The following is a 14,971-nucleotide window of genomic DNA, read 5'->3' as shown; positions in this document are numbered from 1 at the left end:
GTGAGCTCGCCAGCCCGCTCACCGCACCCACTGCAGCGCCGCGTCGCGGGCCGCCGCCACCTGCGAGCCGGACTGCCGCCGGGCCATCCGCCGCAGCACCACCGGGGTCGCCAGCAGTCCGGCGACGGCCCACGCGGCCAGCACCAGGACGACCTGGCCGGTCCGCCACGAGCCGCCCAGCTCGACCGCGGCCGCGGCGTCGGGCAGGAACGCCGAGCGCATGCCCAGGCCGATCCAGTAGGTGGGGAACACCTGGGCGACCGCTTGCACCCAGCCCCAGAGGGCCTGCACGGGGAAGAAGATCCCGGAGATCACCGTGACGACGACGACCGGGAGCATCCCCCACGTGCCGACCCTCTGCGTCCCCGGCACCACCGCGCCCAGGATGATCCCCAGCGGCAGCGTGGCGAGCAGGCCGAGGACCAGCACCCAGGCGACGGTGAGCCACCCGCTCGCGTCGTGCGGCATCGCGTCGTCGAACAGCAGGGCGCTGGGCACGAGGATGACCAGCAGCATCGGCAGCAGGCTGAGCGAGTGGTAGACCACCTGGCCGGTGACGTAGCCCTCCATGCCGTGCGGCAGCGCCTTGTGCCGCAGCAGGGTGCCGTCCTCCCGCTCCATGGCCAGCGCGAACGCCGGGCCGATCACCACCCCGAACGCGGCCAGGGCGGCGAGGATGCTCGGCAGCGCGACCGAGGGGTAGAGCAGCGTCGTCCCCTCGACCTCGCTGTCGCGGTTGAACCACAGGAAGACCAGCGTGCCCACGCCCATGAACAGGTAGAAGCCCTGGTCCTGGGCGCTGCGCACGCTGAGCAGGAACTCCGTCCAGCCCCGCCGCAGCCCGAGCCGGACGGCGTAGGCGGCGCCGGAGCGCCCGGTGCCTGCGGTCACGGGGTCACCTCCACGAGCTCGGTCCGGCCGCCGGACTCGTGCCGGGCGACCATGGCGATGTAGGTGTCCTCCAGGCTGGCCCGGTGGACCTCGAGGTCGGCGATCTCGTCGCCGTACTGCTCGAACAGCCCCCGGACGAAGGCCGTGGACTCCTCGGTGGCGTGCACGAACCGCTCGCCGTGGCGGGTCCAGCGGACCTCGCTGGTGCCGGCGACCTGCCGGGTGAGGGCCTCCGCGCTGCCGTCGGCGACGATGCGCCCACCGGCCAGGATGAGGATCCGGTCGGCCAGCCGCTCGGCCTCGGCGAGGTCGTGCGTGGTGAGCAGGATGCTGGTGCCCTCCAGGTCGGAGAGCCGGTGCACCAGGTCGTGGAAGTCCCGGCGGGCCTGTGGGTCGAACCCGGCGGTCGGCTCGTCCAGGAACAGCAGCTCGGGGCGGCCGACGATGCCGACCGCGACGTCGAGCCGGCGGCGCCGGCCACCGGAGAGGGTGGCGATGCGGCGGTCGGCGTCCTCGGTGAGGCCGACCGTCTCCAGCAGCCAGTCCACGTCGTACGGCCGGGGGCGCTCCGGTGTCGCGTAGGGCCGGTAGTAGCCGCCGAGCTGGGTGAGCAGCCGGCGCGGCGTCCAGCGGGCGTGGTCGCGCCACGACTGCAGGACCACGCCGACGCGCGCCCGCCAGGCGTCGTCCGCGGAGGCCGGGTCCGCGCCGAGGACCTCGACCTGGCCCGCCGAGCGCAGCCGGAAGCCCTCCAGGACCTCGATCGTGGTCGTCTTGCCGGCGCCGTTGGGTCCGAGCAGGCAGACCACCTCGCCGGGGTGGACGTCGAAGTCCACGCCGGTGAGGACCTCGTGCTCGCCATAGGTCATGCGCAGGCCGCGCACCCGGACGGCAGCCCGGTCGGACAGATCCCCGCTCATCGGCACTCCCTCGGAGGTCGGTGCGGTGATAGTAGGACTACTACATCCGCAGCACCACTGCTTTCATGTGCGGCATGGGGATCCTGCAGAGCGTGGCGCGGTCGGAGGCCGGGATCGCGCGGGCGCTGGTCGACGGGGTGCGCCGCCGCCGCGAGGTCCGGCCGGGGGAGGCGGCGCTGCCGTACGCCGGCCGGTTCGGCCTGGTGGTCGGGGTGCTCTGCGTGCTCGGCGGGCTCGAGACCGTCGTCGTCCACCTGCTGCTCCCGTGGGAGGTCGCGCGGTGGGTGCTGCTGGCGGTGTCCGTGTACGCGTTGCTGTGGATGGTCGGCTTCGGCCTGTCCCTGCGCCAGCACCCGCACGTGGTGAGGGACGGCGCGCTGGTGCTGCGCTTCGGCCACCTCCGCTCGGTGGTCGTGCCGCTGAGCGGGCTGGTCGCGGTGCGACGGCACGTCGAGACCGGACACCGGCGCACCGTCGTCCACGACGGGGACCGGCTGGTGGTCTCGGTGATGGGCGACACGAACGTCGAGCTGCGCGTCGACCCGCCGGTGCGCGTTCCGGGCCAGGCCGCCCCGGTCGCCCGCGTGGCGTTCTACGTCGACGACCCCGGCGCGGCCGTCCGGGAGCTGCGCGCCCGTGTGCCGGGCCGGGCGGGCTGAGCCGACCGGGGCGTTCCCGCGGGAACGTCCCGGCCGCCCGACGCCATGCCGGTCGAAAGTGAGCCCCTGGACCTCGGCTGCGTCGTCAGCGTCCTGCTCCACGACCGGGACCTCGAACGGCGGCTCGCCGCCGAGAACGCCGGCCGGCTGGCCGCCGTGGCGTGAGGAGGGACCCCGCCCGGCGCACCTGGGGCGGAGCCGGGGCCCCGCCGGACGTTCCCGCGGGAACGCCGGCCCGTCCGCTCAGCGGGGCGAGCCGAGCTCCGCAGCGAGCCGGACCACCTCGCCGACGACCCACACCGCGGGCGGCCGGATGCCCTCCTCCGCCAGGGCCTTGCCCAGCCCGGCCAGGGTGGTGCGCACCGTGCGCTGGGTGGGCGTGGAGCCGTCGGCGACCACGGCGACCGGCGTCTCCGGGTCGCGGCCGTGCTCGACCAGCGCAGCGGCGATCGCCGGAGCGGTGTCGACGCCCATCAGCACGACGAGGGTGCCCCGCAGCCGCGCCAGCGCCGGCCAGTCGACCAGCGACTGCGGGTGGCCGGGCGGCACGTGCCCGGAGACGACGACGAACTCGTGGGTGAGCCCGCGGTGCGTGACCGGGATGCCGGCCAGCCCCGGCACGCCGATCGCGCTGGTCACCCCGGGGACCACCTCCACCGGCACGCCGGCGGCCGCACACGCCGCGAGCTCCTCCATGCCGCGGCCGAAGACGAACGGGTCGCCGCCCTTGAGCCGCACCACCCGCCGGCCGGCCCGGGCGTGCTCCACCAGCAGCGCGTTGATCTGCTCCTGGGCCATGTACCGCCCGCGCGGCAGCTTGGAGGCGTCGATGACCTCGACGTCGGCCGGCAGCGAGGCCAGCAGCGACTGCGGCGCGAGGTGGTCGGCGATCACGACGTCGGCCTGGGACACCGCCTGCTGGCCGCGCACGGTGACCAGCCCCGGGTCGCCCGGTCCGCCGCCCACGAGGACGACGGTGCCCGGCCGCCCCTCCGGTGCCGCGCGGGCCGCGCGGTCGCGGATGCTGCCGTCGGTGAGCCCGGCGACGACCGCGTCCCGGACGGCGACGGCCCGCTGCGGGTCGCCGCCGCCGTGCACGCCGACGACGAGGTCGCCCTGCCGCCCGACGGCGGGGGTCCAGACGCTGGACGCCGCGCGGTCGTCGGCGCGGGCGCAGAACACCCGGGACCGCTCGGCCTCCTCCGCGACGGCGGCGTTGACCGCGGGGTCGTCGGTGGCGGCGACCGCGTACCAGGCGCCGTCGAGGTCGCCGGGCCGGTAGCCGCGCCGCAGCCAGGTGACCGCGCCGGGCCCGACCAGCGCCTCCAGGGCGGGCGTGACCTCCGGGCTGACCACGGTCACCCGGGCGCGGGCCTCGAGCAGGCCGGCCACCCGGCGGTGGGCGACCTGGCCGCCGCCGACGACCACGACCCTCCGGTCGAGCAGTCGCAGCCCCACCGGGTAGACCACCCCCGACGCGGGGTCGACCGGCGTGGCGTTCACGCTCGCCCCTCGCCGGCGCCCGTCGCGAGCGGGAGCGGCGTCGCCCCGCGGGTGCGGTCGCTCACCGGCCCTTCTCCGTGACGCCGGCGGAGTCGAAGGTGGCCACGTCGCGCAGCGCCCGCGCCGCGCTGGCCACCAGCGGCAGCGCCAGGAGGGCGCCGGTGCCCTCGCCCAGGCGCAGGTCCAGCCCGAGCAGCGGCCGCAGGCCCAGGGCGCGCAGCGCGAGGGCGTGCCCGGGCTCGGCCGAGGTGTGCCCGGCCAGCGCGTGCTCCAGCGCGGTCGGGCACAGCGCGGCGGCGACCAGCGCGGCCGAGCCCGCGATGACGCCGTCGAGCAGCACCGGCACCCGGGCAGCCGCCGCCCCGAGGACGAACCCGGCGAGCGCGGCGTGCTCCAGGCCGCCCACCTCGGCGAGGACGGCCAGCGCCGCCTCCGGGGTCGCCGGCCGGGTCGGCACGCGGGCCGCGGCGCGACCGACGACCTCGACCTTGCGGGCCAGCGTCGGGTCGTCGACGCCGGTGCCCCGGCCGGTGGCCTCGGCCGGGGTCGCGCCGGTGAACGCGCAGACCAGCGCCGCCGACGCGGTGGTGTTGGTGATCCCCATGTCGCCGGTGACCAGGCAGCCGTGGTCGGCGGCGAGGGCCGTCGCCACCTCGATGCCCACCTCGACCGCCCGCCGGGCCTCCTGTCCGGTCATGGCCGGGCCGACGGCGAGGTCGGCGGTGCCGGAACGCACCTTGCGGGCCAGCAGCGCCGCGCTCGGCTCGACCGCGTACGGGGTCGCCACCCCGACGTCCACGACGACGACGTCGGCGCCGAGCTGCGCGGCGAACGCGTTGACCACCGCGCCGCCGCGGACGAGGTTGGCCACCATCTGCGCGGTGACCTCCTGCGGCCACGGGGTCACGCGCTGGGCGTGCACCCCGTGGTCGCCGGCGAAGACCGCGACCGCGGCCGGTGCGGGCAGCGGCGGCGGGCACTGGCCGGCGGTGCCGGCGAGCTGCGCGGCGACGTCCTCCAGGACGCCGAGGGAGCCCGGCGGCTTGGTCATCCGGTCCAGCCGGTCGCGGGCGGCGCGCTCGGCCGCGCCGTCCCGCGGCGCGACCGCGGCGATCGTCTCGCCCAGCAGGGTGCCCGCGAACGGGGCCGGGTCGGTGCTCAGCGGATCTCCTCGGGCAGGCGGGGCGCGGCCCGCGGCGTCGGTGGCGCGGGAGGGATCCCCTCCAGGATCGCAGCCAGGGCCGCGGCGAACGCACGCGAGGTCGCCGGAGCGCGGACGGCGACCCGCAGGTGGTCGCCGTCCAGACCGGGGAAGGTGTCGCCGCGGCGCACCGCCCAGCCCCGCGCGCGCAGCTCCGCGCGGACCCGCTCGCCGCCGGGCACCCGCAGCAGCACGAAGGACGACCGCGGCTCGGCGAGGACCTCGACCTGCGGCGGCAGGGCCTGCACCAGCACCTCCCGGTGGTCGATGAGGTGGTGGGCCGCCGCGGTGGCCTCGGCGCGGGCCTCCGGCCGGGTGCACGCGACGAGCGCGGCCAGGGCCGGGGTGGCCAGCGGCCAGTGCGGCTGGGCGGCGCCGAGGGCGGCGACCAGGTCGGCCGGGCCCAGGCAGTAGCCCACCCGCAACCCCGCCAGGCCCCAGGTTTTGGTCAGGCTGCGCACCACGAGCAGCCCCGGAAGGTCGGAGCGGCCGGCGAGGGACTCCGGCTCGCCGGGCACCGTGTCGGCGAACGCCTCGTCGACGACGAGCACCCGGCCGGGCCGGGCCAGCGCGGCGACGTCCCGCTGCGGGTGCAGCACCGAGGTCGGGTTGGTCGGGTTGCCGAGCACCACCAGGTCGGCGTCGTCCGGGACGGCGGCCGGGTCCAGCCGGAACCGCGGAGCCGCCAGCAGCAGCCGCTCGACCGGGTGCCCGGCGGCGCGCAGCGCGGCCTCCGGCTCGGTGAACGACGGGTGGACGACGACCGCCCGGCGCGGCTGCAGGGCCCGCGCGACGAGGGTGAACGCCTCGGCCGCGCCCGCGGTGAGCAGCACCTCCTGCGGCGGGCGGCCGTGTGCGGCGGCGACCGCGGCACGGGCCGGCCCGGCGTCGGGGTAGCCGGCGCAGTCGTCGAGCGCGTCGTGCAGCACCGCCCGGAGCCACGGCGGCGGCGTGCCCGGGCGCACGTTGACGGCGAGGTCGACCAGGCCCGGGGCCAGCTCGGCGTCCCCGTGGTGGCCCAGGTCGGGCTCACTCACCGGCCACCGCCACCGTGACCCGGCCGACCACCGTCCGGCCGACGAGCAGCGTGCCCCCGCCGAGCAGCGCGGCGGCCTCGGCGACCGAGGGCGTCCCGACCGCGGCGGCCACCCGGGCCGACGGCGCCGGCACCGGGACGGCGGCCAGTGCTGCCGCCGGGTGTCCCGCGAGCGACCACCCGCGGGCCGCCGCGGCCGCCCGCAGGCCCGGTTCCGCGGCGCGGGCGTCGAGCGTGGCCAGCCGGACGCCGTCGGCCCCGGCGGGCAGGACGGCGTCCACCGCGGCCAGGACCTCCGCGGCCTCGACCCCCGGGCGCGCACCCACGCCGACGACGATCACCGCGCCATCCCCGCCGGGACCGCGCAGGCGGCCACGAACCGCTCGGCGAGGACCGGGGAGCCGGCCCAGTTCAGGTGCAGGTAGCTCGCGTGGACGCCGCCCTCGACGAACCCCTCCGGCGCGGCGCCGGCCCAGCGCCAGGCCGGGCGCGCCCCGGCGGCCGGCGTGACGACGGTGCGGTGGAACTCGTGCCCCCGCACCCGGGTGCCCGCCGGGGCGAGCGCCGAGTCGGTGAGGGCGACGGCCTCCCGGTACCCGAGCGTGAGGCCGGGCGACATGGCCGCGTCGGCGGCCAGGACCCCGCACATCGGGACGCCGTCCAGGCTGCGGGCCAGGTACAGCAGCCCTGCGCACTCGGCGGCGACCGGGGCGCCCCGCTCCGCGAGCGCGGCGACGTCCGCCCGCAGCGTGGCGTTGGCCGACAGCTGCGCGGCGTGGACCTCGGGGAACCCGCCGCCGACCACCAGCCCGGAGGTCTCCTCGGGGAGGTGCTCGTCGCGCAGCGGGTCGACGGTCACCACCTCGGCGCCCGCGGCCTCGAGCAGCTCGGTGTTCTCCGCGTAGCCGAAGGTGAACGCCGCACCCCCGGCGACGGCGATCCGCGGCCGCCCCTCGGCCCGGCGCACCTCGGCGGCGGGGTCCCACGGGACGGCGTCCAGGCCGGGAGCGGAGCGGGCCAGCCGCAGGACGGCGTCCAGGTCGAGGGCCCCCGCGACCACCTCGCCGAGCCGCCGCACCGTGGCCAGCGCCTCGGCCGATCGCTCGGCGGCGGGCACCAGACCCAGGTGCCGGGAGGGGGTGACCAGCTCGTCCAGCCGCCGGACCGCCCCGAGGACCGGCACCCCTGACGCGCCGAGGGCCTCCCGCAGGATCTCCTCGTGGCGGTCGCTGCCGACCCGGTTGAGGACGACGCCGCCCATCCGCACCGTCGGGTCGAACGTGGCGAAGCCGTGCACCAGCGCCGCGACGCTCTGCGCCTGCGCGGAGGCGTCCACGACCAGCACCACCGGGGCGCGCAGCAGCCGGGCCACGTGCGCGGTGGAGGCGAACCCGGGCTCGACGGCGGGGGAGGTGGCGCCGTCGAACAGACCCATGACCCCCTCGACGACCGCGACGTCGGCGCCCCGGGCCCCGTGCAGGAACAGCGGGACCACCCGCTCCTCGCCGACCAGGACCGGGTCGAGGTTGCGCCCCGGCCGCCCGGCGGCCAGGCCCGCGTAGCCGGGGTCGATGTAGTCGGGACCGACCTTGTGCGGGGAGACGGCCAGCCCGCGGGCGGTGAGGGCGGCGACCAGCCCGGTGGTGACCGACGTCTTGCCCGCGTTGCTCGCCGGGGCGGCGATCACGACCCGGGGGACGACCGCGGTCACCACTCGATCCCCCGCTGGCCCTTCTGGCCGGCGTCCATGGGGTGCTTGACCTTGGTCATCTCCACGACCAGGTCGGCGGCCTCGACCAGCGCCGGCGGCGCGTTGCGGCCGGTGACCACCACGTGCTGCGTGCCGGGGCGGTTGGTCAGGGTCCCCACGACGTCGTCGACGTCCACCCAGCCCCACGTCAGCGGGTAGGTGAACTCGTCGAGCACGTAGAAGCGGTGGGCCTCGGCGGCGAGGTCGCGCTTGATCTGCGCCCAGCCCTCGGCGGCATCGGCGGCGTGGTCGACCTCGGTGCCCTGCCGGCGCGACCAGCTCCACCCCGGGCCCATCTTGTGCCAGACGACGGGGCCGCCCTCGCCGGTCTGCTCGTGCAGCCGGCCCAGCGCGGTCAGGGCGGTCTCCTCGCCGACCTTCCACTTCGCGCTCTTGACGAACTGGTAGACCGCGATCGACCAGCCCTGGTTCCACGCCCGCATCGCCATGCCGAACGCGGCGGTCGACTTGCCCTTCATCTCCCCGGTGTGGACGGCCAGGATCGGCCGGTTGCGCCGCGCCCGCGTGGTCAGCCCGTCGTCGGGGACCGAGGAAACCTGCCCCTTCGGCACGTCAGGCCGCCTCGCGCGCGCTGCGGACGGTCGCCGCGAGCGACTCGGCGGCCAGCTCCTCCAGCCGCAGCGTCGGCCCGCCGAGGACGGCACCGAGAGCGCCGGCCAACCCGAGCCGCACCGGCCCGGACTCGCAGTCGACGACGACGCTCGCGACCCCGGTGGCAGCGAGCAGGCCGGCCGCGGCGTGCGCGTCCGCGACCGCGGTGGCGCCGCGGACCCCCGTCGCCCGGCCGTCGGTGACGACGACCAGCAGCGGGCGGCGCTGCGGGTCGCGGACCCGCTCCACCCGGAGCGTCTCGTGCGCGCGCAGCAGGCCCGCCGCCAGCGGGGTGCGCCCGCCGGTCGGCAGCTCACGCAGCCGGGCCGCGGCCGCCTCGACCGACCAGGTGGGCGGCAGCGCCAGCTCGGCGCCGGTGCCGCGGAAGGTGACCAGGCCGACCTTGTCCCGCCGCTGGTAGGCGTCGAGCAGCAGCGACAGGACGGCGCCCTTCACCGCGCCCATCCGCGACCGCGACCCCATGGAGCCACTGGCGTCGACGACGAAGAGCACGAGGTTGCCCTCGCGGCCCTCCAGCGTGGCCTGCCGCAGGTCGCCGCGCGCGAGGCGCAGCCCCGGGCCGGTGCGGCCGCGGGCCCGCTGGTGCGGCGCGGCGGCGAGCACCGTGTCGGTCAGGTGCAGCCGGCTCACCGTGCCGCGCGGGCGGGTCGAGCCGACCACGCGGCCCCGGTCGGAGCGGGCCCGGGAGCGCCGTCCGGCCACGCCCGTGCCGATTCCGGGCACCTCCAGCCGGCGGGTGCGGAACGGGTCGCCCGGCGCCGCGGCGGCCCGCTCCGGCGCCGGCCCGGCGCCCTCCTCGCGCGCGGAACCGCTGTCGAGATCACGGGATGTCGGCGGCTCCCCCGCGGCGCCGGTGTCGAGATCACGGGATCTCGGCGCGTCGTCGGGTCCGGAGCCGCCGCCGTCGTCCGGGCCGCCGGGGCCGTCGTCGTCGGGGCCGTCGTCGGGCTCCTCGGGGCGGGCGTCGGCGAGGGCCTGGTCGAGGGTCTGCTGCTCCAGGCCCGGCGCGTCGAACGGGTTGCGCCGGCGGCGGTGGGGCAGGGCCAGCCGGGCGGCCACCCGCACGTCGTCCTCGGTGACCTCCTCGCCCCCGCACCAGGCGGCGTGCGCGATCGCGGCCCGGGCGGTGACCAGGTCCGCGCGCAGCCCGTCGACGTCGAAGGCGGCGCAGACCGCGGTCACCTGGCGCAGCGCGTCGTCGGAGAGGACGACGTGCGGCAGCCGGGCGCGGGCGTCGGCGATGCGGGCGGCCAGCGCCGTCTCCTCGGCGGCCCACGCCGCGGCGAACCCGGCCGGGTCGGCGTCGTGGGCGAACCGGCGGCGCACCACCTCGGCCCGCTCGGCCGGGTCGCGGGGCGCGGCGACCTCCACGGTCAGGCCGAACCGGTCCAGCAGCTGCGGGCGCAGCTCGCCCTCCTCGGGGTTCATCGTCCCGACCAGCAGGAACCGGGCCGCGTGCCGCACCGAGACGCCCTCGCGCTCGACGTAGGCGGTGCCCAGTGCCGCGGCGTCCAGCAGCAGGTCGACCAGGTGGTCGTGCAGCAGGTTGACCTCGTCGACGTAGAGCACGCCGCGGTGCGCGGCGGCCAGCAGCCCCGGCTCGAACGCCTTGACGCCCTCGGTGAGCGCCCGCTCGAGGTCCAGCGAGCCGACGACGCGGTCCTCCGAGGCGCCGACCGGCAGCTCGACCAGCCGGGCCGCCCGCGTCTGGCCGGGGGTGTCCGCGTCGTGCGGGCCGTCCGGGCAGGCCGGGTCCGGGGCGGCGGGGTCGCAGGCGAACCGGCAGCCGGTGACGACGTCCACCGGCGGCAGGACGGCGGCCAGCGCGCGCACCGTCGTCGACTTCGCCGTCCCCTTCTCGCCGCGGACGAGCACGCCGCCGACCGCGGGGGAGACGGCGTTGAGCAGCAGGGCCAGGCGCATGTCGTCCATGCCGACGACGGCGCCGAAGGGATAGGTCACCCGGGCGTCCTTCCTCCCCGGGTGTCCACGCCCGGAGGGAGCAGGGACGACGGCGGGAGTCTCCTGGCTGCCGGATCGCCGTCCGCCCCCGACCTTCCCGTCCCCGCGGGGACAGTGGCCGAGCGTGGGGGCCGACTCCCCGGTCACAGTGGCGGGACCGCGCCGGAATCTCACCGGGCTTCCTCCACTGCCGTCGCTGTGGCCCGGTCATGCAACCACGCCGCCGCGGCGCGCGGACAGTCACCCGTCTCTTGACGGAGTGGAAAGTGACCGCCACACTTTCCGACATGGAAAGCAACGGGGTCTCCGACCGCACCACCGCCGCCGCGCAGCTCGCCGCCCTGCAGGCGGACCGGGAGGCACTGGCCGACCGGGTCCTGCAGCCCTGGTGGTACGACGTCGCGCTGGGACTGCTGCTCTTCGGCTTCCTGTCCTCCTACGCCTTCGACTCGCTGTGGGTGACCTTCCCGGCCGTGATCGTGTTCATGGGCGGCCTGGGCGCCCTGGTGTCGGCCTACAAGCACATGACCGGGATCTGGGTGACCGTCAGCCCCGGCGCCATGGCGGTCTGGACGGCGATCGTGCTGCCCGTCCTGATCGCCGCGTTCGTCCTCGCCGAGGGCTTCGACCAGCACTGGGTGATGGTCGTGGCCGGGGCGGTGCTCGGCCTGGCGGCGGCGCTGCTCAGCCGCCGCTGGGGCCGTGCCCTCGCCGCGGAGATGCGGAGCTCCCTGTGACCGCGACGGCCCCGCGGTTCGACACGGTGATCCACCCGCCGCCGCGGCTGCAGATCTGCGGCCTGCTGGCCGCGGTCGACACCATGGAGTTCGCGGCCGTCCGGGACCGGGTCGGGGTGAGCGACTCCGTCCTCTCCAAGCACGTCCGGCAGTTGGAGGAGGCCGGGTACGTGAAGGCGCACAAGGCCACCATCGCCTCGCGCCAGCGCACCAGTCTGGCGCTCACCAAGGACGGTCGGCGCGCCTTCGACGCCCACGTGGCCGAACTGCGGCGGATCGCCGGCGTCTGAGGGAGGACCCCTCGCCCACGACGGAAGGACCCCGTCCTCCCCACCCGTCGCAGGCTCGGGGCGGTGCCCTGGACGGGGCCACGGCGCGTGCCTGCCGAGGGGCCGCCCCGGGCTCACGGCGGTCGGCGGGCAGAGTGGGCACCGTGGGGGGCCCGGGGCGCATCGCGCGGCTGGTGGACGCGGCGCTGGTCCTCGCCGCCGCGGTCGTGGCCACCGTCCTCTTCGACGCCCTCGACCTGCCCTCGCCCTCGCTGTTCGGCGGCCTGGTGGTCGGCCTGGTCCGCGGCCTGGCCGGACGGCGGCGGCTCGTGGTCCCGCGCCCCGGGATGATCGCCGCGCAGGGCCTGATCGGGGTCTCCATCGGCGCGCTGGTCGACCTGGAGACCCTCGCCGCGATCGGCCGGGACTGGCTGCCGGTCCTCTCGGTCACGATCGGCACCCTGGTGCTGACCCTGCTGGCCGGGCTGCTGATGCGGCTGCAGCCGGGGATCAGCCCGGTGACCGGCGCGTTCTCGGTGATCGCCGGCGGCGCGTCGGGGATCACCGTGATGGCCCGGGAGCTCGGCGCCGACGACCGGATGGTCGCCGTCCTCCAGTACCTGCGGGTGCTGATCATCGTCGTGCTGATGCCGGTGACGGCGACGGCCGTGTTCGGCGCCGCGCCCGGGGCCGGCGGCGCGGTGGTGGACGGCGCCGGCCCCGGCTGGCCGGTCGACCTGCTGTTCTGCGCGGTCTGCCTGCTGGCCGGCGTCCCGCTGGCGCGGCTGCTGCACATCCCGGTGCCGGCGTTGCTCGGGCCGATGCTCGTGGCGACCGGCCTGGACCTGAGCGGCCTGTCGCGGGGCGCCGAGGTCCCCACGGCGCTCGGCCTGGCCGCGTTCCTGCTGATCGGCCTGACGGTGGGGCTGAACTTCACCCGGGACAGCCTGCGCACCGTCGGGCGGGCGCTGCCGCTGGCGCTGGCGATCATCCTGGGCCTGATCGCGGCGTGCGCCGGCCTCGGCGCGGTCCTCACCGTGACGACCGACGCCAGCGCCCTCGACGCCTACCTCGCCACGACGCCCGGCGGGCTGTACGCGGTCCTGGCCACCGCACAGGACGGCGGCGCCGACGCCACCTTCGTGCTCGCCGTCCAGGTGCTCCGGCTGTTCGTGATGCTGCTGTCCGCGCCGTTGCTCGCCCGCTGGCTGCGCCGCGCCGGCCCGGGGGAATCCGAGCCGACGACAGGTGGTTGACCGTTCAACCGACGATGCACAGGGAGTGACAGTGGAGCTCGGGGTCTACACGTTCGGCGACGTCCTGCGGGACCCGCGCACCGGGACGACGATCAGCCCCGAGCAGCGGCTGGCGAACCTGCTCGAGGAGATCGAGCTCGCCGACCAGGTGGGGCTCGACGTCTTCGGCGTGGGGGAGCACCACCGGCTCGACTACGCGGTCAGCTCGCCGTCCACCGTGCTCGCCGCGGCCGCCGTCCGGACGACGCGGATCCGGCTGACCAGCGCGGTCACCGTGCTGTCCTCCGAGGACCCCGTGCGGGTGTTCCAGCAGTTCGCCACCGTCGACCTGCTCTCCCACGGCCGGGCGGAGGTCATGGCCGGGCGCGGGTCGTTCATCGAGTCCTTCCCGCTGTTCGGGTACGACCTCGACGACTACGACGAGCTGTTCGCCGAGAAGCTGGACCTGCTGCTCGCGCTGCGCGACTCCGAGCGGGTCACCTGGAAGGGCCGGCACCGCGCCGCGCTGGTCGACCAGCCGGTCTTCCCCCGCCCGGTGCAGGACCCGCTGCCGGTGTGGGTGGCGGTGGGCGGTAACCCGCAGTCCGTCGTCCGGGCCGGTGCGCTGGGTCTGCCGCTGGCGCTGGCGATCATCGGCGGCGAGCCGGCCCGCTTCGCCCCGCTGGCCCAGCTGCACCGCCGGGCCGCTGCCCAGTACGGGCACGGGCCGCTGCCGGTCTCGATCAACTCCCACGGCTTCGTCGCCGACACCTCGCAGGCCGCCGCCGACAGCTTCTACGACACCTACGCCGAGGTGATGACCCAGCTGGGCCGCGAGCGCGGGTGGGGCCCGATGACCCGCCCGGACTTCGACGCCCTGGCCGGGCTGCACGGCGCGGTCGTCGTCGGCAGCCCCCAGCAGGTCGCCGAGAAGATCCTCTTCCAGCACGAGTTGTTCGGGCACGACCGGTTCCTGGTGCAGTCCTCGCTGGGCGCCGCCCCGCACCGCGAGGTCCTGCGCTCGATCGAGCTGCTCGGCACCGAGGTCGCCCCGATCGTCCGCGCGGAGCTCGCCTCGCGCGCCGGGACGTCGGACTGATCACCTCATCGGGGAGCCCCCGCGGCCGCCTGACTCGCCTACCCTCGACCGGGGCGCGAGGGAGGTGAGCACGCTGGCCGAGGACACGGAGGGCGCCGAGACGAGGGGCGCCGAGGACGCCGTGCTGCTGTTCGTCGGTGGCCCGCTCGACGGGCGGGTGGAGATCCGGGAGGCGAGGCACGGGCAGCCGCTGCCGACGATCACCCACGTCCACCTCCACGGCGGCCCGAAGGTCGTGCACCGCTACGACCTGACCACGCTCACCGGGACGGCCGGCGTCTACACCGTGCGGCCCCGCCAGACCGTGCGCGACGAGTCGGTCGCGGACTGACCGCTCACCGGCGCCGCAGCACGAACCCCGCGTAGCCGTACTCGCCGGCCCGGGTGCGCCGCAGGTCCACCTCGGTCCGGGCCTGGGCCAGCACCGCCGCCGTCGCCTCGTCGGGGTCCGGCCACGCGTCGATCGCCGCCGCCAGCGGGACGTAGTACTCGTCCTCCCAGTCCGAGTCGGGCAGCAGCCGGCTGGCGACGACCTCCCAGCCCGCGGCGCGCGCCGCCGCCTCGGTCGCCGCGACGTCGCGCATCGCCGGGTACGCGGCCCAGAACGCGCGGGTGTCGGCCGAGGGGTGCGCGGTCGTCCACACGGCCTCGGTGAACACCAGCACGCCGCCGGAGGGGAGCAGCCGGCGCCAGTCCTGCAGTGCGGCGTCGACGCCCATCAGGTAGGCCGCGCCCTCGCACCACAGCAGGTCGAAGGCCCGGTCGGGGAACGGCAGGGCGGTCATCGACGCGCGGACGACGGCGACCCGGCCGGCCTGCCCGGCGTCGACGGCGGCCTGCCGCGCCCGGCGGAGGAACGGCTCGTGCAGGTCGACGGCGACGACGCGGGCGCCGGCCGCGGCGAGCACCAGCGACGCCCGGCCCGGTCCGCACCCGATGTCGAGGGCGCGCGGCTCGGCCGGCAGGTCCCCCGCGAGGTCGAGCAGCGCGCGGGTCGTCGCGTCGGAGCCGACGCCCTCGCGCGGCAGGTCCCGGTGCAGGGCCCAGAAGACCTCGGCGGCGTCCATCCCGGAGGG

16 protein-coding genes and 1 riboswitch are annotated in these 14,971 nt (G+C 77.0%); of the genes, 6 read left to right on the top strand and 10 right to left on the bottom strand.

Annotated features, from left to right (window positions below; translation table 11 throughout):
• Positions 1 to 18 precede the first annotated feature (18 nt).
• Both ACI789_RS03935 and ACI789_RS03930 read right to left on the bottom strand, forming a co-directional pair.
• The gene (locus ACI789_RS03935) at positions 19 to 891 is read right to left on the bottom strand and encodes an ABC transporter permease (protein ID WP_457006827.1); all 873 of its coding nucleotides are present in this window, start codon (positions 889 to 891) and stop codon (positions 19 to 21) included.
• Positions 888 to 1,811 carry an ABC transporter ATP-binding protein gene (locus ACI789_RS03930; protein ID WP_457006826.1) on the bottom strand — a complete coding sequence of 308 codons (924 nt, stop codon included), beginning with the start codon at positions 1,809 to 1,811 and terminating at the stop codon, positions 888 to 890. The genes ACI789_RS03935 and ACI789_RS03930 overlap by 4 nt, the downstream gene beginning before the upstream one ends.
• Positions 1,812 to 1,885: 74 nt before the next feature.
• On the opposite strand from ACI789_RS03930, the gene ACI789_RS03925 reads away from it, so the two are divergent.
• Positions 1,886 to 2,470 carry a hypothetical protein gene (locus tag ACI789_RS03925; protein WP_457006825.1) on the top strand — a complete coding sequence of 195 codons (585 nt, stop codon included), beginning with the start codon at positions 1,886 to 1,888 and terminating at the stop codon, positions 2,468 to 2,470.
• A 243-nt stretch (positions 2,471 to 2,713) separates the two neighbouring features.
• Here ACI789_RS03925 and cobA read toward each other — a convergent pair whose 3' ends face one another.
• The 7 genes from cobA to ACI789_RS03890 all read right to left on the bottom strand — a co-directional run bounded on the left by cobA (position 2,714) and on the right by ACI789_RS03890 (position 10,555).
• Entirely contained in the window at positions 2,714 to 3,973 is a 1,260-nt protein-coding gene (gene cobA / locus ACI789_RS03920) for a uroporphyrinogen-III C-methyltransferase (RefSeq protein WP_457006824.1), read from the bottom strand.
• 61 nt (positions 3,974 to 4,034) lie between these two features.
• Positions 4,035 to 5,087, bottom strand: a complete 1,053-nt coding sequence (gene cobT, locus ACI789_RS03915; protein WP_457006923.1) for a nicotinate-nucleotide--dimethylbenzimidazole phosphoribosyltransferase — start codon at positions 5,085 to 5,087, stop codon at positions 4,035 to 4,037.
• 44 nt (positions 5,088 to 5,131) lie between these two features.
• Entirely contained in the window at positions 5,132 to 6,211 is a 1,080-nt protein-coding gene (gene cobC, locus ACI789_RS03910; RefSeq protein WP_457006823.1) for an Rv2231c family pyridoxal phosphate-dependent protein CobC, read from the bottom strand.
• The gene (locus tag ACI789_RS03905; RefSeq protein ID WP_457006822.1) at positions 6,204 to 6,551 is read right to left on the bottom strand and encodes a cobalamin biosynthesis protein; all 348 of its coding nucleotides are present in this window, start codon (positions 6,549 to 6,551) and stop codon (positions 6,204 to 6,206) included. Before ACI789_RS03905 ends, cobC begins: the two co-directional genes overlap by 8 nt.
• Complete coding sequence (locus tag ACI789_RS03900) at positions 6,548 to 7,921, bottom strand: cobyrinate a,c-diamide synthase (RefSeq protein ID WP_457006821.1); 1,374 nt, start codon at positions 7,919 to 7,921, stop codon at positions 6,548 to 6,550. The genes ACI789_RS03905 and ACI789_RS03900 overlap by 4 nt, the downstream gene beginning before the upstream one ends.
• Positions 7,918 to 8,532 carry a cob(I)yrinic acid a,c-diamide adenosyltransferase gene (gene cobO, locus ACI789_RS03895; protein WP_457006820.1) on the bottom strand — a complete coding sequence of 205 codons (615 nt, stop codon included), beginning with the start codon at positions 8,530 to 8,532 and terminating at the stop codon, positions 7,918 to 7,920. The genes ACI789_RS03900 and cobO overlap by 4 nt, the downstream gene beginning before the upstream one ends.
• Position 8,533: 1 nt before the next feature.
• On the bottom strand, positions 8,534 to 10,555 hold the full coding sequence (locus tag ACI789_RS03890) for a putative cobaltochelatase (protein ID WP_457006818.1): 2,022 nt from the start codon (positions 10,553 to 10,555) through the stop codon (positions 8,534 to 8,536).
• Positions 10,556 to 10,612: 57 nt separating this feature from the next.
• Positions 10,613 to 10,739, bottom strand: a riboswitch (cobalamin riboswitch).
• 103 nt (positions 10,740 to 10,842) lie between these two features.
• Between ACI789_RS03890 and ACI789_RS03885 the strand changes: the two genes are divergently transcribed.
• The 5 genes from ACI789_RS03885 to ACI789_RS03865 all read left to right on the top strand — a co-directional run bounded on the left by ACI789_RS03885 (position 10,843) and on the right by ACI789_RS03865 (position 14,226).
• The gene (locus tag ACI789_RS03885; protein ID WP_457006817.1) at positions 10,843 to 11,292 is read left to right on the top strand and encodes a hypothetical protein; all 450 of its coding nucleotides are present in this window, start codon (positions 10,843 to 10,845) and stop codon (positions 11,290 to 11,292) included.
• Positions 11,289 to 11,582, top strand: a complete 294-nt coding sequence (locus tag ACI789_RS03880; RefSeq protein WP_456916949.1) for a transcriptional regulator — start codon at positions 11,289 to 11,291, stop codon at positions 11,580 to 11,582. Before ACI789_RS03885 ends, ACI789_RS03880 begins: the two co-directional genes overlap by 4 nt.
• Before the next feature lie 143 nt (positions 11,583 to 11,725).
• Positions 11,726 to 12,817, top strand: coding sequence for an AbrB family transcriptional regulator (locus ACI789_RS03875; RefSeq protein ID WP_457006816.1), 1,092 nt, complete (start codon positions 11,726 to 11,728; stop codon positions 12,815 to 12,817).
• Between the two features lie 31 nt (positions 12,818 to 12,848).
• Positions 12,849 to 13,895, top strand: a complete 1,047-nt coding sequence (locus tag ACI789_RS03870) for an LLM class flavin-dependent oxidoreductase (RefSeq protein ID WP_457006815.1) — start codon at positions 12,849 to 12,851, stop codon at positions 13,893 to 13,895.
• A gap of 64 nt (positions 13,896 to 13,959) precedes the next feature.
• Positions 13,960 to 14,226, top strand: a complete 267-nt coding sequence (locus tag ACI789_RS03865) for a hypothetical protein (RefSeq protein WP_456916952.1) — start codon at positions 13,960 to 13,962, stop codon at positions 14,224 to 14,226.
• Positions 14,227 to 14,230: 4 nt separating this feature from the next.
• Here the strand turns inward: ACI789_RS03865 and ACI789_RS03860 are convergent, their stop codons facing one another.
• Positions 14,231 to 14,962, bottom strand: coding sequence for a class I SAM-dependent methyltransferase (locus ACI789_RS03860; protein WP_457006814.1), 732 nt, complete (start codon positions 14,960 to 14,962; stop codon positions 14,231 to 14,233).
• Positions 14,963 to 14,971 lie beyond the last annotated feature (9 nt).

The organism is Geodermatophilus sp. SYSU D00965, assembly GCF_054050075.1.
This window is presented reverse-complemented; position numbering and strand designations above follow the sequence as displayed.